The following is a 21933-nucleotide window of genomic DNA, read 5'->3' as shown; positions in this document are numbered from 1 at the left end:
GATCGCGCTGCCCCGGTGAGGTGGAGAACGAGTGGTGGCGCGGTCCGCGAAATCCCCGTGGCCCCGTTCCCGCCGAGTCCTGCCGGTAACCGCACCTCGACCGATGACGACGGGACGGGGACGCGCGTGCCGCGCCCGCCACCGGCGGATCGGAGTGGACGGCACGTCCGGTCGCCCCGCCCACCCGGCCCCGCCGGCCCGCCCCTCGTCGAGTGGCGGTGGCGGAGTGGCGCGCCGACGATGGAGCCGCGTCGGACGTCACCCGACGACGAACCCCGGTCTGAGGAGAAGCACGGTCGTGAGCTGGACACCGCCTCCCACCGTCGCGGTGCTGGGCATCGGCACCATGGGCCTGCCCATGTCCCGGAACCTGCTGGCCCACGGGTTCGGTGTCCGGGCGTGGAACCGGACCAGCGCCCGGGCCGAACCGCTGCGCGCGGACGGCGCCGACATCCTCGACACCCCGGCCGAGGCCGCCGACGGCGCGGACGTCGTCCTCACCATGCTGGCCAACGGGGACGCCGTCGACGCCGTGGTCTCCGGCTCCGACGGGGTGCTCGCGGCGCGGCAGCGTCCCGGCCTGTGGATCCAGACCAGCACGGTCGGGGTCGCCGACGAACGGCGGTTGCGTTCCGCCGCCGCCACGGCGCACCTGCCCTACGTCGACGCGCCGGTCCTCGGCACCCGCGAACCCGCCGAACAGGGGCGGCTGGTCGTGCTGGCCTCCGGCCCCGACGAGACCAGGGGACCCGCGACGCGGGTTCTCGACGCGATCGGCTCCCGCACCCTCTGGGTGGGACCAGCCGGTGCCGGATCGCGGCTGAAGCTCGTCGCGAACGCCTGGGTCCTGACGCTGACCGCCGGCGTCGGCCAGTCGCTGGCGCTGGCCCGCCACCTCGGCCTGGACCCGGCGTTGTTCCTCGCCGCGATCTCCGGCGGCGCGATGGACGTCCCCTACGCCCACACCAAGGGCTACGCGATGCTGCGTTCCGACTACACCCCGTCCTTCCCCCTCCGGCTCGCCGCGAAGGACGCCCGCCTGGTGCTCGCCGCGTCGGCCGGCGACGACGCACCCGACCTCTCCCTGGTGCGGGTGGTGCTCGACCAGCTGACCCGGGCGGAGGACCACGGTTTCGGCCGGGACGACCTGGCCGCCGTGTACGAAGGGGTTCGGGACGGGCAGGACCACGAGCACTGACGGGCGGGCGGCGGGGAGGCCACCTCAGCCGCTCGTGGCGGCCGGTCCGCCGAGCGCCGCCAGCCGCTCGGCCACGCTCGCGGCCTCCGGGACCTCCAGCGGCTGGTAGCAGGCCAACGCCTGGCGCCACGACTCGGCCGCGGCCGCCGCGTCCCCCATCGCCCGGTGGGCGTCACCCACCCGTTCCAGGGCCTGGCCCCGCTGGTAGCCGTTGCCCACCGACTCCGCCACCTCGGCGGCCTTGCGGTACTCGGCCAGCGCGGCCCGGGGATCCGACCTGGCGAGGGTCTCGCCCAGTTCCAGCAACACCTCGTGGACCAGGCCGGGGTCACCCACCTTCTCGGCCAGCTCCAGCGCACGCCGCTGCTCCCGTTCGGCGGCGGCGAGATCCCCGTCCCGGCGCATCCCCGCGGCCAGGTGCGCGGTGGCCATCGCCTCACTGGACCGGTCACCCAGCTGCCGGAACAGGGTGAGCGCCCCGCGGTCGTGCTCCTCGGCCTCGCCCTCCCGACCCAGTTTCCGCAACAGGATCGCCAGGTTCCCCAGCGTCCTGGCCTCCCCGGGACGGTCGTCCAACTCGCGGAAGACGGCCAACGCGTGGCGGTGCCGGGCCAGCGCGCCGTCGAGGTCCCCGAGCAGTTCCTCGACGATGGACAGGTTCCCCAACGCCCTGGCCTCCCCCGGGCGGTCGTCGAGCCGGCGGAACAGGGCCAGCGCCGCCTCGTGCCGCTCCCTGGCCTCGGGGAGCCGACCCAGCCGGCGCAGGACGAGGCCGAGGTTGCCCAGCGACCGCGCGGTGCCCGTCCTGTCGCCGAGCTCCCGCCGCACGGCCAGCGCCCGCTGGTAGTGGTCCAGAGCGCAGGGCAGCTGACCGAGCCGCCAGTAGGCGGTGCCCAGGTTGTGCAGGACCGTCGCCTCCTCCCACCGGTCGCCGTGCCGGCGGGCCGCGTCCAACGCCTGTTCGTGGGTGGCGACCCAGTGGTCGAGGTAGCCGCGCAGGTGGAAGAAGCGCCAGAGCACGTCGGCGAGCCGCCAGGAGTGCTCCGCCAGCTCCGACCCGGCCGCCCGCTCCACCGCGGCGACCAGGTTCGCCAGCTCGGTCTCCAACCAGTCCCCGGCCTCACCGGGACCGGTGAGGGTGGGGACGTGTCGTGGAGGGTGGGCGACGGCCAGGGACTCGGTCGTCCGGTTGGAGTCCATCCGGTCGACGGCGGCCCGCGCGGTGACCAACCAGTAGTCCAACAGCCGGTGCAGCGCGGTCCGCCGCTCGGTCTGGTCGTCGACCGCCTCCGCCAGCGTGGCGGCGTGCGCCCGGATCAGGTCGTGGAAGCGGTAGCGGTCGGGCAGGTGCTGTTCGAGGAGGTGGCTGTCGACCAGGTCCTCCAACGAGCGTTCCACCGCCCACGGTTCCGACCCGGCGACCGCCGCCGCCGCGCCCACGTCGACATCCGGTCCCGGCAACAGGCCCAGCGACCGGAACACCTTCCGCTGCGCGGGCCTGAGCTGCCGGTAGGAGACCTGGAAGGCGGCGGCCACACTGCGACGTTCCTCCTCCAGCTCCCCGAGTCGGCGTCGTTCGTCGCGGAGCCTCCTGGCGAGGTGGCGGGGCGACCAGGTCGGACGCGCCCGCAGCCTGGCCGCGGCGATGCGCACGGCGAGCGGCAGTCGCCCACACAGGTCGACCAGCTCGTCGACCTCCTCGGGCGGGACGGTTCCGAGGCGTTCGGGACCCGCCACCCTGCGGAACAACATCGCGGCCTCGGTGCTGTCCAGGACACCGAGCGAGAAGGGACGCACGCCGGGGAGGGAGGGCAGCCGCCGGCGGCTGGTGACCAGCACCAGGCTCCCCGGGCCAGCGGGTAACAGCGGCGTCACCTGCTCCTCCGACCCCGCGTTGTCCAACAGGACGAGGAGCCGCCGCCGCGCGGCGATCGTCCGGAACAGCGTGGCCCGTTCCGCCGGAGTGGGTGGGACCTCCTCCCCCGGCACGCCCAGATCGCGCAGCACCCGGTCGAGGGCCCGCGCCGGGTCGAGGGGGAGCGTGCCCTCGGTGAAGCCGTGGAGGTCGAGGAACAGCTGGCCGTCGGGGTAGCCGAGGGACAACCGGTGTCCGAGCCGCACGGCCAGGGCGGTCTTGCCCACTCCCGCCATCCCGTCGAGGACGACCACCGTGACCTGCGACTCGGCCTCCCCGGACCGCGCCAGGTGGCAGATCCGGTCGATCAACTCGTCACGACCGGTGAAGTCCGCCGTGTCCACGGGGAGCTGCGCGGGCACGGGGTGGCCCGGCTGGGGACGGCCCTCCGCCACCACCTCCCGGCCGCCGGCGTTCCCGGTCGCCTTCCCGGGACGCCCGTTCCTGATCTCCTCGCGCAGGAGGCGCAGTTCCGGGAGCGGCTCGGTGCCCCCCTCGCGTCGGAGCACCCGTTCGGCGTCCTCGAAGACGGCGAGCGCCTCGTCCCGCCGCCCCGACAGGTGCAGGGCCCGCATCAGCAGCTCCCGCAGGTCCTGGCGCAGCGGGTGTTCGGTGACCAACCGGGACAGCTCGGCCACCGCCTCGGAGTACCGGTGGAGGGCGACGCGCATCTCGTTGCGGTGACGCAACGCCGCCAGCCGCTCCTCCGCGAGCGCGCCCGCCGACCGGGCCACCAGGGGCGCGGCCCCGAGGCCTCCCAGCGGGTCGCCCTCCCACAGGGCGAGGGCCTCACCGAGCCGGGGCAGGGCGCTCTCGGGGTCCCCCTGGCCGGCGGCCACGACCAGCCGCCGGAAGCGGTGCAGGTCGACCGCCTCCGGCGTGGCCTCCAACTGGTATCCGTCCGCGTCCCCGGAGATGCGCACCTCGCGCAGCGTCCGCCGCAGCGTCGACACGTAGACGGTCACCGCCTGTGCGGCCGCTCCCGGCGGCGTCGAGGACCACACCGCCTCGACCAGGTGCCGCGCGGGAACGGGCTCGCCGAGCCGGAGCAACAACGCCGCGAGGACAGTGCGCTGACGAGGCGGACCAAGATCGACCGGAGTGCCGTCGCGAATGGCCGAGACGCGTCCCAACAGGCGGAACGACAGCTCTCCCACCTCCGAAGACACCCGCCCTTCCATTCTCGCCGCGGCGTCCGTCCCCCGGGTCGGCCCGTGGGGGAGCGGTCGGAATCGTCAGCTGTACGGTAGCCCTTCCCGCGCAGCGGACTCGCGGCGCGCGGACCGTCCGCCGGCGGGACCGGAGGGCCTGGGACGACGGGTCCAGCGGTCCACCACCCATTACCTACTGTGCCACCGGCAACACTTTAGGTAGCATCACGAGCGGTGGGTCCTCCGCCGCAGCGAGTAGCGATTGCCAGGGAGTTTCGCCGGACATCTCGCCAGGAGACGGGTGGGTCCCCGTCGGTCCGTTCCCGCCGTGCCACCAGCGCACCGAGGCCGGCGAACTCGGACCGAACCCGTCCCGCCCCGTGGCGAGCGGACGATGAAGAGACGGGCACGGTGGTTGCGATGAACGAACGCGCTTGTTTCGAGCGTTCCGTGGCTCGCGCGTTGGCCAGGTCGGAGCATCCCACCCGGTAGGCGTCCCACCGCCAGCCGGGACCAGCCCCCTGGCCACGCCCGCCGTACACCAGCCCGCCGTCGCCCGGTGAGCCGTGGCGGCCGACGCGCGGCGGGCTCGGCCTTCCCGACGGCGTTCCCCGTTCCGGCGTTCCGATCGCGTTTTCCGCGGGCACGCGTCAACCCGCCCGGGCCGGCCGGCCCCGCGCGGGCCGAACCCGTCGCCGTTCGGCGACGACCTCTCCCCTCGGAGGTACAGATGGAGAAGACGGAGACCGACTTAGCCGGTGTCCCCCCGTCCTCCCGGCCGCAGGAGCACCCCGAGCCCGGCTCGATCCACACCCTCCCCTCGGGCAGGGCGAGTATGGGAGGTGTGTTGACGGTCGGGATCGAGGAGGAGTTCCTCCTGCTCGATGGCGAGTCGGGCCGGCCGGCGGCCTCGGCACCCTCCGTGCTGGCGGCGGCCGACCGGGCCGGGGTGGGCGCCTGCGCGGAGGCCACCCCGTACCAGGTCGAGACGGCGACGCCGGTCTGCGGGACCGCCGGCGAGCTGCTGGGTTCGTTGTCACGGTCCCGGGCCGTGCTGGCGGCGGCCGCGGCCGGGGAGGGCAGTCGGGTCGTGGCCAGCGGTTGCGCCCCGCTCGCCGCCGGTGTCCCCACCCCCCTCACCCCGGCCGACCGGTACCAGCGGATGGGGGAGCGGTACGGGATGCTCGTGGACGACCTGTCCGTGTGCGGCTGCCACGTCCACGTCGGGATGCCCGACCGGGAACGCGCGGTCCTGGTCGCGGACCACCTGCGTCCGTGGCTGCCGGCCCTGCTGGCGCTCTCCGCCAACTCGGCGTTCGCGGGTGGTCGGCCCACCGGGCACGCGAGCTGGCGGGCGGTCACCTGGACCCGGCTGCCCTCGGCCGTGCCACAGCCCTGGTTCGGGTCGCTCGCCGGGTACGAACGGGCGAGTGAGGAACTCCTGATCTCGGGCGCCGCTCTTGACAGCGGGATGTTGTACTTCTCCGTCCGCCCCTCGGAGCGGGTCCCCACCGTCGAGGTCCGGATCTTCGACGTGGCCGCCACGGCCGAGGAGGCTGTGCTGTACGCGCTGCTGGTCCGCGCGCTCGCCGTGGTCGCGCTCGCCGACATCGACGCCGGTCGCGCGGGCCCCCGGTTCCCCGACCACACCCTGCGGCTGGCGCTGTGGCGCGCGGCGCACGACGGACTGGAGGGCATGAGCCTCGACCCGGGGACCGGCACGCTGCTCACCGCCAGGGGACGGGTACGCCAACTCATGCGCCGGGCCGCCCCCGGACTGGAGGCCGGGGGTGACCGGGCCACCGCGCGGGACCTGCTGGGCAGGTTGTTCGCGGCCGGATCGGGCGCGCACCGCCAGCGCGCCGCCTACGGGCGGCGCCGGCGGTTCGACGACCTGCACGACCACCTGAGCAGGTCCTTCACCGGTCCGCTCCGCCCCACCTGAGCCCCGGCCCACGGCACCAGCCCGCCCCGCCGAGGACGGCCGTCGCCACCAGGGGACGGCGTCACGGCCCCACCGGCCGCCCCCTGCCCGGCCGGGGTTGTCCACCACGTCCTCACCGGTACCGCACGGTCCGCTCGCCCACGGGAACCGCCACGTCGAACTGGTGGTTCGCCGGGGGCAGCGGGCAGTTGAAGTGCGCCGAGAACGCGCACGGCGGGAGGTAGGCGCGGTTGAAGTCGAGGAGGACGCGAGCGGTGCCGCCGGCACTCACGTCGGGGCGTGTCACCCGGAGGAAACGGCCAGGTCGGTAGCTGCTGACCCCGGTGGTCGCGTCGGAGAAGACCAGGAGGAGCCGCCCCTCGGAGACCAGGGGAGTGGTGCGGTACTCGCGGCCACCCACGGTGAACCGCAGCTCCCCCGGGACCTCCAGCTCCGTCGGTCCCGACTCCAACATCTTCGCGTAGTTCACCACCTCCCGGCCGGGGAAGGGCGTGTACCGGGCCGGGACGATCCAGTCCGGGTCGAACGGGGAGGTGTCGATGTCCTCGAACCCCGACGCGGCCGGGGCGGCCGGGTCGAAGCGCCGAACCCCGAACTGCCCACCCCGCACCACCACGGTGGCGCTCCCGCCGGGGAAACGCACCATCGGCGCTGCCCCCGCTCCCGCCCCGCTGACCCGGCGTTCGCCCGACAGCGGATCGCCGTCGACGGTCACCTGGTCCGCCTCCTCGGCGGCGAGCCACACCTCGTCGCCGACGACGGTCCACCGCCCCGGCAGTCCGGGCAGCCGCTCCGACTCGTCGGGCCAGCAGGTGTCGACCAGCGCGAGGCTGCCCTCCGGGCCGGTCACCGCGTGCCGTCGCGCCTCCCGCCACCGGTTCCAGGCGTCCTCGCGCCCCGCGTCCGAGGACGTCACCGACGTGTCCGATCCCGTGCCGCCCATCTCGTCTTCCTCCCTGGTCGATGCCCGCGCACCACCTCACCACACCGCTCGACGCGTCCAGGTGCGAGGTGCGGGCTGGCGGAGCGAGGGGCGGGGAGGGGGCCACGACGAGGGCGGTTCCGCCCGGAGGAGCGGTCGTCCGGTGCGCTCGCGAGGCCCGCTCGGGACCCCATGACGTGGCGGCTGCCCTCGGCGGAGGTCGCCGGTCCGGTCCCCGCCGACCGCCGAGCCGTCGGTTCGCCACCCAACCTCGTCGAGCGTCGCCCGGAAGAGTGCGGGGACGACGTCGGACGGCAGGTGGGCGGCCCTCGCCGACGGCACCCGCCCGTCGTTCCGCCGATCGGGCGCTCCCGAGTGCGACGATGGGCCTCCGGCGGGCGGTGTGGTGCCTCCCGAGCTCTCCGGCACCGGTCAGCCACGCGGGCTGGCCGCCGGGGGGCGGGACGACACGCCGCCCTCCTTCGTGATCCGTGTTCACCGGAGGTGCGATGCCATGAGTGACCCCGCGTTCGTGCACGAGGACGTCCTGGACACCACGCCCAGCCGGCTGTGGGCCGCGTTGACCTCCGGGGAGATCACCCGGCGGTACTGGTTCGACCGTCGCGTCGAGTCAGACTGGACGGTGGGATCGGTGGTCCGGTTCTACGACGGCGACAGTGACCGGGTCACCGACAGCGGCGAGGTGCTGGAGGTCGACCCCACCCGCCGGCTCGTCTACAGCTTCCGGCAGGAGGCGTCGGACGGCGGCCCCGCGTCTCCCGCCACCCGGGTGTCCTTCGAACTCCGGCCGTTGCCCGGCGGCAAGGTCCGGTACCGCCTGGTGCACGACGGCCTGGCCGGGGCCGAGGACGTGGAGTCCTGGCGGGAGGGGTGGACCCCGATCCTCGCGAACCTCCGCGAGTACCTGGCCGGCCACGGCGCCACGGCCTAGGGGTGTGACCGCCGGGCCGGTCGCGACCGGCCCGGCTCCGCTCCCAGGTCACGGCCCGACCGGGGGCGCGCGCCCTCCGAGACGGGATGGGGAACACCGTGTCCGATCTGGTGGAACACCTCGCGGGCATCTCCGGGGCCGGCGTGCCCTTCGCGCTGGTCAGCCTCGTGGAGGCGACGGGCGGCAGCCCCCGCCGGCTCGGCCTCGCCCTCGTGGTCGAGTCGGACGGCCAGGTGACCGGGGGAGTGGCGGGTGGCTGCGTCGAGGCCGCCGTGTACGCGTGGGCCGAGCAGGCCCTGGCGACCGGGAGGTGCCTGCGGCGGCGGGTGGCGGCCTCCGGAGGGGACATCCTCGCGCCGACCGCGAGCTGCGGTGGCGAACTGGAGGTCTTCGTCCGCCGCTGCTCCGGGGAGGGACACCCCGAACTGCTCGCCCTGCGCGAGGCCAACCGCCGTGACCAGGAGGCGGTGCTCGTCACCGTCGTCGACGAGGACCACCCCCTCGCCGGCCAGGCGGTCACCGTTCTCGGAGCACCGGCCGGGGCAGCCGGCGGCGACCGCCAGCCGGGGCGGCCACACCCCCACGGGACGTTGGGGGACCGCGCGGCCGACCGGGCGGCGACCGGGCGGGTGCGGGAGTGGCTGACCGCCCGCCGGCCGGGCCGGCACCGGCTTCCCACCGTCGGCGGTGGGGAGGTGGAGGTCCTGGTGGAGACCCACGCGGCTCCGGACCGGTTGGTCCTCATCGGCTCGACGGTCCACGCGGACCCCCTCGCCCGGCTCGGGCGGCTCCTCGGCTACCACGTCACCGTGTGCGATCCCCGCCCGCTGTTCACCACCGCCCGCCGCTTCCCCGCCGCCCACGACGTGGTCGTCGACTGGCCGCACCGGTACCTGGCCGGGCAGCGGCTGACCGCGCGGGACGCCGTCTGCCTCCTCACCCACGACTCCAGGGTGGACGTGCCAGCCCTGGTGGTGGCCCTGCGCGGACCAGCCGGGTACGTGGGAGCGCTCGGGTCCCGCGCCACCCACCGCAGGAGGGTCGGCGAGCTGCGGGGCCGGGGGCTCGGCGACCGCGAGCTGGCCCGGCTGCGCGCTCCGGTCGGCCTGGACCTCGGGGGTGACCGGCCGGAGGAGACGGCCGTCTCGGTGGCCGCCGAGATCATCGCCTGCCGCGCGGGCGGCAGCGGGCGGCCGCTGACGTCCCTCGACGGCCCGGTCCACCCGGCTGCTCCCCGTACCGCGCGGACCAGGCAGGCGCCCCACCAGCCCCCCCGACGAACCGGACCGCAATGCGGCACTGGAGAGGGAACGCGATGACCTCCGACCCCCACGCGCGGCCCCCCGAAGGGTCGACGGGACGTCCGCCCGCCGGGACCGGCCCGAACTCCTCCCCACCGCCGGCCAGCCGGCGGCCACGACGACCGGTGGGCGGCCATCGGTCGGACCGCCCGTTCCTCCTCCACGGTGCCGCCGGCCGGCTCGCCCCGACTTCGGACCCGTTCCGGGACCTCGGGCGGGCGGAGCCGCCCCCGCACCACCCCCTGCCTGCTCCGGGACGAGTGGGCACGGCCGCCCCGGCACGCCCGGGAGCGGACGCGGTCCGACCGGATCGGACCGCCGGACCGGATCCGCGTCCGGGCCGGCCCACGCCGTCCTCCTCCGGAGCGGACCGGTGACCGGGTGGGCCGAGCGGTCGACCCCGACCGTCGCCGGCCTCGTGCTCGCCGCCGGTGCCGGCCGGCGCTTCGGTCGACCCAAGGCCCTCGCCGCCCTGGACGGCGACCTCCTGGTCGAGCGGGCCGTCGCCGCGCTGGCCGCCGGCGGGTGCTCGCCGATCGCGGTGGTGCTCGGCGCCGCGCGCGACGAGGTGCGCCGGCGGGCCCGCTTCCCCGTTCCCGTCCTGCCGGTCGACAACGAGGACTGGGCCACCGGGGTCGGGTCCAGCCTGCGAGCCGGCCTGGACGCCCTGCTCCGGCGCGGCGCGCACGCCGCGCTGGTGGTACCCGTCGACCTCCCGGGGCTCACCCCGGCCGCCGTCGACCGGGTCCGCCGGACCGCGACAGCCGAACCAGGAACACCCGGGCCGATCCGTCCCGGCGCGGCGCTCGCCGTGGCGACCTACCAGGGGCGGCGAGGACACCCCGTCCTGATCGGGCGTGCCCACTGGGCGGGTGTGGCGCGGTCGGCCGCCGGGGACACCGGAGCCCGCCCCTACCTCGCCCGGCGGGAGGTCACGCTGGTGGAGTGCGGTGACGTCGCTGACCCGGTGGACGTCGACCTGCCCGAGGACCTGGAGTCGTGGCGGAACTCGGCGGGCGGAGCGCCTGGCACACCGTGACCAGTCACGACGGCCCCACGACCACACCCCGCTCGGGGTTCCGAGCGGCGGGCTGCCCGCCCGGCGAGCACGCTGTACCCACGAGGTGACGAACGGCCGGGAGGACGCTCGGTGTGGTGAACTGGCGCTTCGCGTTCGCCTCCAGCGAGGCGGCACTGCTGGTGACGACCACGACGCTGCTCGCGGCGGGCGGGCTCGTCTGGATCGCGCACCCGGGCGCCGCCCGGGTGCTCTGGGCGGTCGCGACGGTGGTGGGCCTGGTCCCCGCCACCGTGTGGGTCATCGGGCAGTTCCGAGCCGGGCGGTGGGGCGCGGACCTCCTCGCGGTGCTCGCCCTCGCCAGCACCCTCGTCGTCGGGGAGTTCCTGGCCGGCGCCGTCGTGGCGGTGATGGTCGGCACCGGCCGGCTCCTGGAGACCCTCGCCCAACGCCGGGCCGGCCACGACCTCTCCGCGCTGCTCGACCGGATCCCGCGCACGGCCAAACTGGTCACCGTCGACGGACCGCGCCCGGTCCCGGTGGCCGAGCTCGGTCCCGGCGACCGGATCGTCGTCGCCCCCGGCGAGGTGGTGCCCGTCGACGCGGGGGTCACCGCCGACGCCGCCTTCGACGAGTCGGCCCTCACCGGCGAACCCGACCCGGTGACCAGGAGGGCCGGGGACACTGTGCGCAGCGGCGTCGTCAGCGTGGGGGAGGCCGTGGAACTCGTCGCCACCGCCTCCGCCGAGGACAGCACCTACGCGGGAGTCGTCCGCCTCGCCGAACAGGCCGGGGCGGGCGCCGCACCCGTCGCCCGCCTGGCCGACCGGGTGGCGGCCTGGTTCCTGCCCACCGCCCTCGCCATCGCCGGCCTGTCCTGGCTCACCTCGGGAGACGCGGTCCGCGCGGTCGCCGTGCTGGTGGTGGCCACCCCGTGCCCGCTCCTGCTCGCCGTGCCGATCGCCGTCACCGGCGGGCTGTCCCTCGCCGCCCGGGCCGGCGTCGTGGTCAAGGGCGGCGCGACCCTCGAACTCCTCGGCCGGGCGGCCACCCTGGCCACGGACAAGACCGGAACCGTGACCGTGGGACGCCCCGAGGTGGTTGGCGTCGTCTGCGCCCCCGGGGAGGACGCCGCGAGGGTGCTGGCGTTGGCGGCGGCCGTCGAGAGCTACTCCACCCACGTGCTGGCCGGCGCCGTCGTCCGCGCCGCCGCCGGTGCCGGGCTCCGACCGGCGACCGCCACCGGGGTGCGCGAACGGCACGGGGTGGGGGTGGAGGGCCGGGTCGAGGGCAGCGCGGTCCGCGTCGGAAGGGCCGGCGACGAGGGCGCCCTGCCGGACTGGGCGCGGGGTGCCGCGAGCAGGGGCCGGTTGGACCTCGCGACCCCGGTCTGGGTCACCGTCGACGACCGGCTCCGGGGCGCGCTGTTGATGCGGGACCGCGTCAGGACCGACGCCGGGCGGACGATCCGCCGCCTCCGCGCGGTCGGCCTGCGGGACATCGTGCTGGTGACGGGCGACCGGGTCGCCAACGCCGAGGAGGTCGCCGCCCTCCTCGGGCTCGACGCGGTGCGCGCCGAGGCGTCCCCGGCCGACAAGATCCGGTGCGTGCGCGACCAGCGGCGGCGGGGGATCACCGTCATGGTTGGTGACGGCGTCAACGACGCCCCGGCGCTGGCCGCGGCCGACGTCGGGGTGGCCCTGGGCTCCCGGGGGTCGACGGCGGCGGCCCAGGCGGCGGACGCCGTCATCCTCGACGACCGGATCGACCGGCTGGCCGACGTGGTGGAGATCGCCAGGCGCACCCGGGGGATCGCCGTGCGGAGCGCCGTCGTGGGCACGTCGCTGTCAGTGGTGGCGATGATCGTGGCGGCGGTGGGCTGGCTGCCGCCGGTGGCGGGCGCGGTGGCCCAGGAGGGCATCGACGTGGTGGTCATCCTGTACGCCCTCCGCGCCTTGCGGCGCCCCCGCCGCACGAAGGTCGGGGACCCGACCGACCGGATGCTCCGCCGCTTCGCCGCCGAGCACGACGAGCTCCAGCCCACCAGGGTCGCGGTGCGGCAGGCGGCCGACGCACTCTCCGGTGGGCCCTCCCCGGTGGCCGACGCGGAACTCCGCCGCGCCCACCGCCTGCTCGTCGACCACCTGCTGCCCCACGAACGGGCCGAGGAGAGGGACCTGTACCCGAGGGTCGGAGCGCTCTTCGGCGGGCAGGAGGCGATGAGCACCATGAGCAGGAGCCACGTGGAGATCGAACGTCTCATCCGCCGGTTGGGACGGCACCTGGCGGAGTCGGGGGGCCGGGTGCTCCCCGACCAGGTCGACGACCTGCGGGCCACCCTCTACGGTCTCGACGCCGTGCTGACCCTGCACTTCGCGCAGGAGGAGGAGGCGTTCTTCACCCTTGCCGACCCGGACCCCGAGCCCCGGGACGTGGACCGTCGACGGGGGTTGGGCGGGGCCGAGGAGGCGTGACCGCCGGGGCGGTGTTCACGGATGAGGCGCAGCCGTGTCCCGGGCACCCGCCCTTCCCACCGTGCTCGCGGTGAGCCGACCGGTGGCGGCCGAGCAGCCCGACCACCGCGGGCCCGACACCTTCTCCATGCCCAGCGCCAGGTCGAGGCCCCCACCGAGGGGATCGCGGTCGACCAGCAGCGGATGGCCGCCCCGCCTGGCCGAGGCCCAGGCCACCGAGGCGGCGAACGTGGATGCTCCCGTCCCGCCCCGGCCACCGAGGACACCGATGACGGGGGCGGCGCGGGTGGCGGGGGGCTCGGTGGCGTCGGCCAGCGCGGTGACCAGGAGTTCGTCGTCTCCGGGGAGTGTGACGACCCGGTCCACGCCCAGCAGCACCGCCGCGCGCCAGTTCCCTTCGGGCAGCGGACTGGTCGAAACCGCGAGAACTCCCCGTCTCCGCCCGAGGCCTGCCTCGGGCACTCGGACGGTGGAGCGGACCAGGCCCCAGAACGACAGCGACCCCTGGAACGCTTCCCATGCGGTTCGCATGGGCCCGAGCAGGACGGGCTCGGGGTTCCAGGGGTCGGGTAGCTGTCTGGTATTCGCCGACCGCTCACCCGTCAGTGGACGCGCCACCGAGCGGGGCCGGCGTGGGTGTTGCCGAGGCGGTCCTAGCGGACAGCCACCTCACGAGTCCTAGAGCTCTTCACTGCTGGACCACCTCCTTTCTCGTGTACGGCGAGACTAGGTCGGGGACCGGCAAGGTCGCAACCAGTTTTCTCGTGACCCGGCTGACCCGACCCGGCGGAGGAGGTTCGGCGGGAGGTCCGCCGTGCCGTCCGCCGATGTCTGAGGCCGTGCCGTCGCCGGCCGCGGTGCCGGTCCCACCGTCGCGCGGTTCGAGGTGCTGGCCCGGGGCGGCGCTCGGGCTTGACCGGGCCGGTAGGCCGGTCTCATCCCTCGGTGTGATCGGGCGAGCCGGCCTCGACCCGCTGCGGTAGTCAGGAGCGGCGGGAGTCGGAGGGAGCGGCGGTGTCGGTGGGGGGTGGAGCCCGGTCCGGTCGGGGGCACGTCCCGCCCGGCCGGAACGGCACGGGGAGCGGGGCCGGGCGGGCGGCGGTGAGGCGGCCAGCAGCGTCCCGGGGCGGGTGGACCGAGGCGTTCGGGTTGCGTCAGCCGGGGCGCGGCGGTGCTCGGTCCCGTGCGGGGGGCCCGGCCGGCTCCTCGGGCTGGAGCGACGACCACCGGGACCGGTACGGACTGGTGTTCGGGTTGCTGGTGGGCGGCTACCTGCTCGGCGCGGTGACCGAGGGCGGTTGGGCGACCGCCTCGCGGGTGCCGCTCTTCCTCGTCACGGTGCTGGTCACGCTGCGGACCTCGTGGGCGCGCCGTCGGGTCGTGGCGACGATCGTGGCGTCGTCCTTCCTCGCCGGGGGCGTCGTCACCGTTCTGCTGCTCGCCGACCAGCGGCGGGCCGGGCTCGGCGTCCTCAACCTGTGGATCGCGGCCCTGCTCCTCGTGGTGGTGCTCGTCGTCGTCCGGCGCGTCCTCTCCCACCAGGTCGTCACGGTGACGACGATCTTCGGCGCGTTGAGCGCCTACCTGGTCATCGGCCTGTTCTTCGCCGCCTGCTACCAGGCCTTCGACCAGTTCGGGGACGGTCCGTTCCTCGTCGGGGCCGGATCCGGGGAACCGGGCGCCCTCCAGTACTTCAGCTTCACGACGCTGACGACCCTGGGCTACGGCGACCTCACCGCGGCCGAGCCCTTCGGTCGGGGGCTGGCGGTGATGGAGGCGTTCGCCGGGCAGGTCTTCCTCGCGACCCTGCTCGCCCGGCTGGTCGCCAGCTTCCGGGCAACCCGGCGCCAGGCGGGCCCCCCGGGACGGGGAACCACTGGGGTGGTTCGGGTGACCCGACGACGAGGACGAGGGTGACGGCGTCCTCGGAGGGCTCGTCAGGGAGCGGGTGGACCTGACCGGCCGGGCAACGGCGCCGTGCGGTGGGGACGCGGTGTTCGTGTGCCTGGGCCCGTCCACGGTCTCCTCGACGGCTCGTGGCGTCCCCTCGGGGGAACCGGGGTGGGAGGGCAGGGACGACCAGGAGCGAGCCGGGGCGGGCGAACAGGACCCGAGCACCGGTGGTGCGGACCGGCGGAGCGGCGGGGAGGGATCGGCGGGTCCCCCTCGCGGCGACGCGGGTTGGGCCCCCCGACGCCGTCCGTCGCGGTGCGCGTGGGCAGGCGGCCCGTCGCTCGAGGCCTCTCCACGGAATCCCGCCCCGGCCGCGCCGAGGCGAGTGGCACGTGGGCTTCACGCGGAGGCGGAATCCGAACCGCCGCCGGGCGGGCGCGCGAATACGGGCCGTGACAGGTGGCGCGGGTAGTCGTGGTCGGCAATCCCCGGCTGGCCGATGGTGGGGCCACGCCCGTGCCGCCGGTCTTCTTATCAGCCGCACTCACGGAGCGTGCGGCGAATTCCGGTGAGCATCCCGAGGTAATCCAGAATGAGCGCGCGTTACCTGAGTGTGATATAAACCTCCGTTTTCTTCTGAGCCGTTCGCGTGAGTGGGAGGTTGTCCACGGCCCGGTCGCCCACTCGTTCGCCCGGGTCGGAGCGGGGTTGTCGGGCGCGTGGGCGGCGGGGTGGGGGTGGCGTCGCGCCGGTGCGTCCACCCCGGATCGGGGGTGGGATGCGCAGGTGGCGGTGCTGACGGGGCCGGGGCGACCGAGGCGGGGGCGCCGGCTGTTCGGCCCGTCACTGTCACTGTCCGAAGCGGACCGGTCGGTGGGCTTGCGCCGTTCGGAGGTACGGAGAGCGAAGTTGAAGCTTCAAGTAACTCTGAGGTTAGCGGAATCCTCCTATCGGCTCACTCGCCCCGGCCTATTCATACTGGCATCTTGATCATGCTATGCTCGCCGCCGCAGTGGCACGAATAGCTGGAATATTGAAGACGGCGTTCCGGAATGACGACCGGTACGCGCGCCGGGTTCCGGTCGCGGAGCCTCGACCGCCGGCCCGTGACGACGTCTTCGCGGATCCGATTCTTCGTGATAAGGAGATTTCTCCCTTGGCACAGTCTCCTTCGCCCGCCTCGCGGCGTGATCCGCGGCGTGCTCGACCAGAGGCCGGCGGGCCACTGGCGCGTGCGGTTCCCGCGTGGCGGGAGGCAGCCGAACGCTTCCCGCACTGGCGCATGCGCGCCGTCGACGAGGCTCGACGGTTCTGGCGGCGGGTCGTGGACGGCCCGGCGCCCCAACAGCCGCAACCCCCGACCGAGTCCAGGGAGCTCCTTCCGAGCGTGCTGGCCAGCCTGGCGCTGCGTGATCTGACCCTGGTCGAGTTGCTTCTCCAGCGGGTGGAACAGGCGGAGGAACGGGAGGAGAACCCCGAACAGCTGGAGTTCCTCTACCAGATCGACCACCTCGCCACCCGCATGCGGCGCAACGGCGAGAACCTGCTCGTCCTGGCCGGCAAGGACAGCGACACCCCGCACTACGGTCCGGTCCCCCTCATCGACGTCGTTCGCGCCGCGACCTCGGAGATCGCCAGCTACCACCGGGTCAGGACCGAGACCATGCCGGACGTCCAACTCGTCGGCGCCGCCGCCAACGACGTCAGCCACCTGTTGGCCGAGTTGCTGGACAACGCGGCCGCGAACTCCCCGAGGGAGGCGGCCGTGGTCGTCTCGTCCCCGGCCGGCGCCAACGGCGAGTTGCGGCTCCAGGTGCAGGACCCGGGGATCGGAGTGCCCCCGGAGCGGCTGACCAGGCTCAACGCCCGCCTCGCCGGAACCCCGCTGCTCGACGCCAGCGTGGCGCGGCACATGGGCCTCTACGTGGTCAGCCGGCTGGCCCACCGGCACGGCATCCGGGTGAGCCTGCGGTCCCGCCCCGGCGAGGGCACGACCGCCAGCGTGGTGCTCCCGGACCGCCTCGTCAGGGCCCGGCCCGCGAGCAGCCCCACCAGCAGCCGGATCGTCGCGCCCGCGAGCAGGCGACCCGTCGCCGAGCCGCACCCCCAGCGGCCGCCGCTGCCCGGCCGGACCCCCACGGCCCCCGACCGGGGCTCGGTGCGCACCGCCGGGGCCAGCCCGCTCCCCACCAGGACACCCGCCTCCTCGACCCCTCCCCGGACCTCCGGCGCGAAGCCGACCGCCACCAGCGGAACCGAGGTGAGCGGCACCACCAGTGGTGGTCTGCCCAAGCGCGCCCCCCGCCGCGCGCCCACCACGGAGCAGAGCCCCCGGCCGGCGACCGAGCGGACCTCGTCGGCCCAGTCGGCCAAGGCCCTGCACGACGCCCTGGACGGGTTCGAACTCGGGCAGGACGCCGCCAGGAAGGAGACCGCGGCGGCGGAGCCCACCCCGCCGGCGACGGAGACCGGGGCCGGAGGGGAGAGCGTCACCGCGACGCCCGCCGATCCGGGCCCGGCCCCCACCGCCACGCCGGAGCCGGAGCGGTCGGCCCCGGCGCGCCGCCAGTCACGCCCCCCGCGCGCCGCACGCGCCACCCAGTCCGCCGCCCCGGCCGGGGACGCCGACCTCCGGACCTCGGACTCCCCGTCGGACCTCGCGCAGGACGACACCGCCCTCGCGGGCGAACCAGTGAACCCCACTACGAAGGAGCGGGACGGGCTGACATGAGTCGTCCATCGAGTAATGAGGCGCAGGACCTCGCCTGGCTGGTCAACGACTTCGTCGACCAGGTCCCCGGGGTCACCCACGCGGTGGTCGTCTCCGTCGACGGCCTGTTGCTCACCGCGTCGAAGGACCTGACGGTCGAGAACGCCGAACAGCTCGCGGCGATGTCGAGCGGCCTGCTCAGCCTCGCCCAGGGCAGTTCCCGACTCTTCCAACAGGGGGCCTGCGAGCAGACCATCATCAAGATGGAACGGGGCTACCTGTTCATCATGTCCGTCAGCGACGGGTCGTGCCTGACCGTGCTGGCGTCCGGCGAGTGCGACATGAAGGTGGTCGCCTACCAGATGACCCTGCTGGTGGAGAAGGCCGCGCACGTGCTCACCCCCGAACTGCGTACCGAGCTGAGCGAGGCGAAGACTTCGTGACCGTCACCCGCCGGCCCGGTGCCGGGGTGACGCGTGAGGAACGAGGAGCGTCGTGACCAACAATTCGCGTAAGAGCGCCCGGGTCCGGCCGTACCTGGTGACCGGCGGGCGCACCCGATCCCGTCGGCCGCTCCTGCTGGAGACTCTCATCTCGGTGGTGGAGTTCGACCCGGCGCTGGAGAAGACCCTGATCCCCGAGTCCTGGCGGATCTACGAGCTCTGCCGCAGCCGGCAGTCCGTCGCCGAGATCTCCACCAGGCTCAAGCTTCCGCTCGGCGTCGTCCGGGTGCTGGTCTGCGACCTCAGCGACCAGGGCCGGGTGCGGGTGCACGCGACCAGTATCGACAGCGAGCAAGACCAACGAGACCTGCTCGAAAGGGTGCTTCGTGGGCTACAGACCATCTCCTGAGGGCGACGGCGCCTCGGCGATCTCCGCGAAGATCGTCATCGCCGGGGGATTCGGGGTCGGCAAGACGACCTTCGTCGGATCGGTGTCGGAGGTGCCGACTCTCAGCACCGAAGCGCTGATGACGGAGGTCAGCGCCCCGGTCGACGACCTGGAGGAGACGCCGGACAAGACCACCACGACCGTCGCCATGGACTTCGGGCGGATCACCCTGGACTCGGAGCTGGTGCTGTACCTGTTCGGCACCCCGGGACAGCCCCGGTTCTGGTTCATGTGGGACGACCTCGTCCGGGGCGCGCTCGGCGCGGTGATCCTGGTGGACACCCGGCGGCTCTCCGACTGCTTCCCGGCCGTGAACTACTTCGAGAACGACTGCGACGTCCCCTTCATCATCGCGGTGAACCAGTTCGACGACGCACCGGTCTACCCGCTGGAGGAGGTTCGGGAGGCGCTCGCCGTCGGCCCGAACGTCCCGATCGTGAACTGCGACGCCCGGGAGGGCGTCGACGCGAGGGGTGTGCTGACCGAGGCGATCAAGCACGCGCTGGCAGTGACCGGGTGAAGGGGCTCGTCGTGGTCGGCACCGAGACGGTTCGGGGAAAGTGGAGTCGATGCGCAGAATTCTTATCGTGGGCAGTGGGCAGTCGGGCTTACAACTGGCACTGAGCCTCCAGGAGCAGGACTACGAGGTCACCGTGATCTCCGCCCGCACGCCGGAGGAGATACGGAACGCTAGGGTCACCTCCACCCAGGTCATGTTCGACACCGCCCTCCAACACGAGCGGGACCACGGGTTGAACCTCTGGGAGCCGGAGACGCCCCAGATCAAACGCAAACACCTCTCGGCCACCGCGCCGGACGGGACCCGGTTCGTGAACTGGCACGGCGACTTCAGCGCCTACGCCCAGTCGGTGGACCAGCGGGTGAAGATGGCGACCTGGCTGGAGATGTTCCAGGATCGCGGCGGCAACGTCATCATCCACCCCGCCTCCGTGTCCGACCTGGACGGGCTCGCCCGGCTCTACGACCTGACGATCGTGGCGGCCGGGCGGGGTGAGCTGGTCGACATGTTCGACCGCGACCCGACCCGGTCGCGGTTCACCGGCCCCCAGCGGTCCGTGGCCATCGTCTACACCCACGGGCTGGCGCCCGAGGACCCCGACATCACCATCATCGGGATCAACCTCATCGGTGGGCACGGCGAGCTGTACATCATGCCCGGCCTCACGCACACCGGTCCCTGCGACATCCTCTACGTGTCGGCGATCCCCGGGGGGCCGCTGGACCGCTTCGGGGACTCGCCGGGGCCCCGGGAACAGCTCGACCGCACCGTCGCGCTGTTCGAGGAGTACGCGCCGTGGGAGCGCGACAGGTTCGCGGGAGTGCGGATCACCGACGAGCGGTCGAACCTGACGGGTCGGGTCAACCCGATGGTCCGCAAGCCCGTCGGTCGGCTCCCCTCCGGCGGTGCGGTGCTGGGGATGGCGGACGTCGTCGTGGTCAACGACCCGATCGCCGGCCAGGGAGCGAACAACGCGAGCAAGTGCGCCGCGTCCTACCTGACCAGCATCGTCGAGCACGGCGACCGCCCGTTCGACGAGGAGTTCATGACCGCCACCTTCGAGCGGTACTGGGAGTACGCCCAGTTCTCCACGCGCTGGTCGAACACCCTGCTGGCCCCGCCGGAACCGCACGTGCTCGAGGTCCTCGCCGCCGGTAACACGAATCCCGCCGTCGGCGACCGGATCACGAACGGCTTCAACAACCCCGAGGACTACACGAACTTCCTGTTCGAGGAGGACAAGGCCAGGGCCTACCTGGCCTCGCTCGGGCAACCGGCGGCCTGAGACCGCCGCGACCACTCGTCCGGGCGCGGTCGGGGAGCCGTGCGGGCGTGTCGGGAGGATTTCCCGCCCCACCGGGGGCGGGTGTGCTGGTGTGGGTCCGGCCGGGTGGGCGGTCGGACCCCCGGGACGGAGATCTGGCGAAGGAGGACTCGACGGGCCGCCGCCCGAGCGCGCGGTGGCCCGGTTTCACCTCATCGGGGGGTGGCGGCTCGCGTCCACTCGGGGAGAGTGGTGCGAGGCGTCACGAACGTCGGCGAACAGGTGCCTGTCCGGTTGCAGGGGAGAGACCACCGGGCTTTCTCGGACAAGGAAGGAACCGCTGTGCGCAGGATACTCATCGTCGGAGCAGGGCAGTCCGGGCTGCAACTGGGGTTGGGGTTGGTGGGTCGTGGCTACGACGTCACCCTGATGTCAGCGAGAACGCCGGAGGAGATCCGGAACGGTCGGGTGATGTCCACCCAGATGATGTTCGCCAGCTCCCTGGCGAACGAGAGGGAACTGGGTATCGACTTCTGGGCCGACCAGGCGCCCACCGTGCACGGCCTCGGCGTCTCGGTCGCCGGACCCGACGGCGGACGGGCCATCGACTGGCTCGGCCGGCTGGACGAGCCGGCGCAGTCGGTGGACCAGCGGGTGAAGATGGCGGGCTGGCTGGAGGAGTTCGAGCGCGCGGGCGGCCACCTGGTCATCCACCCGGTGAGCCTGTCCGACCTGGACTCCCTCACCGTGATGTTCGACCTGACGGTCGTCGCGGCCGGCAAGGGCGAACTCGTCGACCTCTTCGACCGGGACGCCGCCCGGTCCTGCCACACCTCCACCCAGCGCGCGCTCTCGGTCGTCTACGTCCACGGACTGGGCCCCCGACCCGAGCACCCGGACATCGACGCGGTGCGCTGCAACCTCATCCCCGGGATCGGGGAGTTGTTCGTCATGCCCTCCCTGACCCTCAGCGGCCGCTGCGACATCCTGTTCTTCGAGGGGATCCCCGGCGGGCCCCTCGACTGCTTCACCGAGGTGCGCAACGACCCGGGCGCCCACCTCGCCAGGACGCTCGAGCTCATGCGGCGGTACGTCCCCTGGGAGTACGAGCGGGCCCGCGGGGTGGAGCTGACCGATCACAAGGGGACCCTGGTCGGCGGTTACCCGCCGGTCGTCCGCCAGCCCGTCGGGCGACTGCCCTCCGGTCGGTTCGCGCTCGGCATGGCCGACGTCGTCGTCGCCAACGATCCCATCACCGGGCAGGGGTCGAACAACGCCAGCAAGTGCGCGGCCGTGTACCTGGATGCCATCACCGCCGCCGGCGACGGGCCGCTGGACGAGGCGTTCATGCGGAACGCCTTCGAGTCCTACTGGGCCGAGGCGGAGACCGTCACCGCCTGGACCAACGCGATGCTCGCGCCCCCGCCGCCCCACGTGCTGGAGGTGCTCGGCGCCGCCGGTGAGCACCCGGAGGTGGCCGATCGCTTCGCCAACGGGTTCGACCGGACCGCCGACTTCCGGAACTGGTTGCTCGATCCCGACAGGACGCGTTCCTACCTCGCCGAGGTGACCACCTCCCACGCGGCGTAGCCGGCCGAGCGGGACGGCACGGTCGTCCTGCTCCGAACGGTGTAGTGGGCGGTCGGCCGTCTGGACCGTTCCCCCGGACGGCCGACCGCTTGGTCGTCGCGTGGGTGCGAAACACCTGTTCAGTTCCCGGATCAAGGTCCACACGGTGTCGGCGCGTGTTCCCGCGTCGGCTACCGTATGGGGTGTTGG

General features: G+C 73.9%; 16 protein-coding genes. 13 read left to right on the top strand and 3 right to left on the bottom strand.

The annotated features are described in order from the left end of the window. Positions 1 to 298 precede the first annotated feature (298 nt). On the top strand, positions 299 to 1198 hold the full coding sequence (locus C1701_RS15250) for an NAD(P)-dependent oxidoreductase (protein ID WP_030107527.1): 900 nt from the start codon (positions 299 to 301) through the stop codon (positions 1196 to 1198). 24 nt (positions 1199 to 1222) lie between these two features. On the opposite strand, the gene C1701_RS15245 is transcribed toward C1701_RS15250, so the two are convergent. Continuing rightward, positions 1223 to 4282, bottom strand: coding sequence for an AfsR/SARP family transcriptional regulator (locus tag C1701_RS15245; protein ID WP_337661701.1), 3060 nt, complete (start codon positions 4280 to 4282; stop codon positions 1223 to 1225). A 712-nt stretch (positions 4283 to 4994) separates the two neighbouring features. On the opposite strand from C1701_RS15245, the gene C1701_RS15240 reads away from it, so the two are divergent. Continuing rightward, positions 4995 to 6209, top strand: a complete 1215-nt coding sequence (locus C1701_RS15240; protein WP_337661700.1) for a carboxylate-amine ligase — start codon at positions 4995 to 4997, stop codon at positions 6207 to 6209. Between the two features lie 112 nt (positions 6210 to 6321). On the opposite strand, the gene C1701_RS15235 is transcribed toward C1701_RS15240, so the two are convergent. Next, positions 6322 to 7152: a DUF1684 domain-containing protein gene (locus tag C1701_RS15235; protein ID WP_035276188.1), complete on the bottom strand. Its 831-nt coding sequence runs from the start codon at positions 7150 to 7152 to the stop codon at positions 6322 to 6324. A gap of 493 nt (positions 7153 to 7645) precedes the next feature. On the opposite strand from C1701_RS15235, the gene C1701_RS15230 reads away from it, so the two are divergent. The 4 genes from C1701_RS15230 (at position 7646) to C1701_RS15215 (ending at position 12876) form a co-directional block, all read left to right on the top strand. After that, positions 7646 to 8083 carry an SRPBCC domain-containing protein gene (locus tag C1701_RS15230; protein ID WP_051314050.1) on the top strand — a complete coding sequence of 146 codons (438 nt, stop codon included), beginning with the start codon at positions 7646 to 7648 and terminating at the stop codon, positions 8081 to 8083. A gap of 98 nt (positions 8084 to 8181) precedes the next feature. Further along, complete coding sequence (locus C1701_RS15225) at positions 8182 to 9402, top strand: XdhC family protein (RefSeq protein ID WP_337661699.1); 1221 nt, start codon at positions 8182 to 8184, stop codon at positions 9400 to 9402. 355 nt (positions 9403 to 9757) lie between these two features. Next, positions 9758 to 10423 carry a nucleotidyltransferase family protein gene (locus C1701_RS15220; RefSeq protein ID WP_051314052.1) on the top strand — a complete coding sequence of 222 codons (666 nt, stop codon included), beginning with the start codon at positions 9758 to 9760 and terminating at the stop codon, positions 10421 to 10423. 116 nt (positions 10424 to 10539) lie between these two features. Next, positions 10540 to 12876 carry a heavy metal translocating P-type ATPase gene (locus tag C1701_RS15215; RefSeq protein ID WP_337661698.1) on the top strand — a complete coding sequence of 779 codons (2337 nt, stop codon included), beginning with the start codon at positions 10540 to 10542 and terminating at the stop codon, positions 12874 to 12876. A gap of 15 nt (positions 12877 to 12891) precedes the next feature. Here C1701_RS15215 and C1701_RS15210 read toward each other — a convergent pair whose 3' ends face one another. Then, entirely contained in the window at positions 12892 to 13407 is a 516-nt protein-coding gene (locus C1701_RS15210) for a hypothetical protein (RefSeq protein ID WP_337661697.1), read from the bottom strand. A gap of 570 nt (positions 13408 to 13977) precedes the next feature. Between C1701_RS15210 and C1701_RS15205 the strand changes: the two genes are divergently transcribed. From C1701_RS15205 to C1701_RS15175, 7 genes are all read left to right on the top strand, one after another. Further along, on the top strand, positions 13978 to 14793 hold the full coding sequence (locus C1701_RS15205) for a potassium channel family protein (protein ID WP_337661696.1): 816 nt from the start codon (positions 13978 to 13980) through the stop codon (positions 14791 to 14793). 1258 nt (positions 14794 to 16051) lie between these two features. After that, a complete protein-coding gene (locus tag C1701_RS15200; protein ID WP_337661695.1) occupies positions 16052 to 17500 on the top strand; it encodes a sensor histidine kinase in 1449 nt (482 codons plus the stop codon). After that, on the top strand, positions 17497 to 17922 hold the full coding sequence (locus tag C1701_RS15195) for a roadblock/LC7 domain-containing protein (protein ID WP_026419184.1): 426 nt from the start codon (positions 17497 to 17499) through the stop codon (positions 17920 to 17922). Before C1701_RS15200 ends, C1701_RS15195 begins: the two co-directional genes overlap by 4 nt. A 52-nt stretch (positions 17923 to 17974) precedes the next feature. Further along, positions 17975 to 18331 (top strand): DUF742 domain-containing protein, encoded by a 357-nt coding sequence (locus tag C1701_RS15190; protein WP_026419185.1) that lies wholly within the window; start codon positions 17975 to 17977, stop codon positions 18329 to 18331. After that, positions 18309 to 18890 carry a GTP-binding protein gene (locus C1701_RS15185; RefSeq protein ID WP_026419186.1) on the top strand — a complete coding sequence of 194 codons (582 nt, stop codon included), beginning with the start codon at positions 18309 to 18311 and terminating at the stop codon, positions 18888 to 18890. The genes C1701_RS15190 and C1701_RS15185 overlap by 23 nt, the downstream gene beginning before the upstream one ends. A gap of 49 nt (positions 18891 to 18939) precedes the next feature. After that, positions 18940 to 20175, top strand: a complete 1236-nt coding sequence (locus C1701_RS15180) for a styrene monooxygenase/indole monooxygenase family protein (protein ID WP_026419187.1) — start codon at positions 18940 to 18942, stop codon at positions 20173 to 20175. A gap of 321 nt (positions 20176 to 20496) precedes the next feature. Next, complete coding sequence (locus C1701_RS15175) at positions 20497 to 21744, top strand: styrene monooxygenase/indole monooxygenase family protein (RefSeq protein ID WP_103056062.1); 1248 nt, start codon at positions 20497 to 20499, stop codon at positions 21742 to 21744. Positions 21745 to 21933: the final 189 nt, after the last annotated feature.

This window comes from Actinoalloteichus sp. AHMU CJ021 (assembly GCF_002895405.1).
Lineage (GTDB): Bacteria > Actinomycetota > Actinomycetes > Mycobacteriales > Pseudonocardiaceae > Actinoalloteichus_B > Actinoalloteichus_B caeruleus.
The sequence above is the reverse complement of the archived record's forward strand: the minus strand, read 5'-3'. Positions and strand labels throughout refer to the sequence as shown.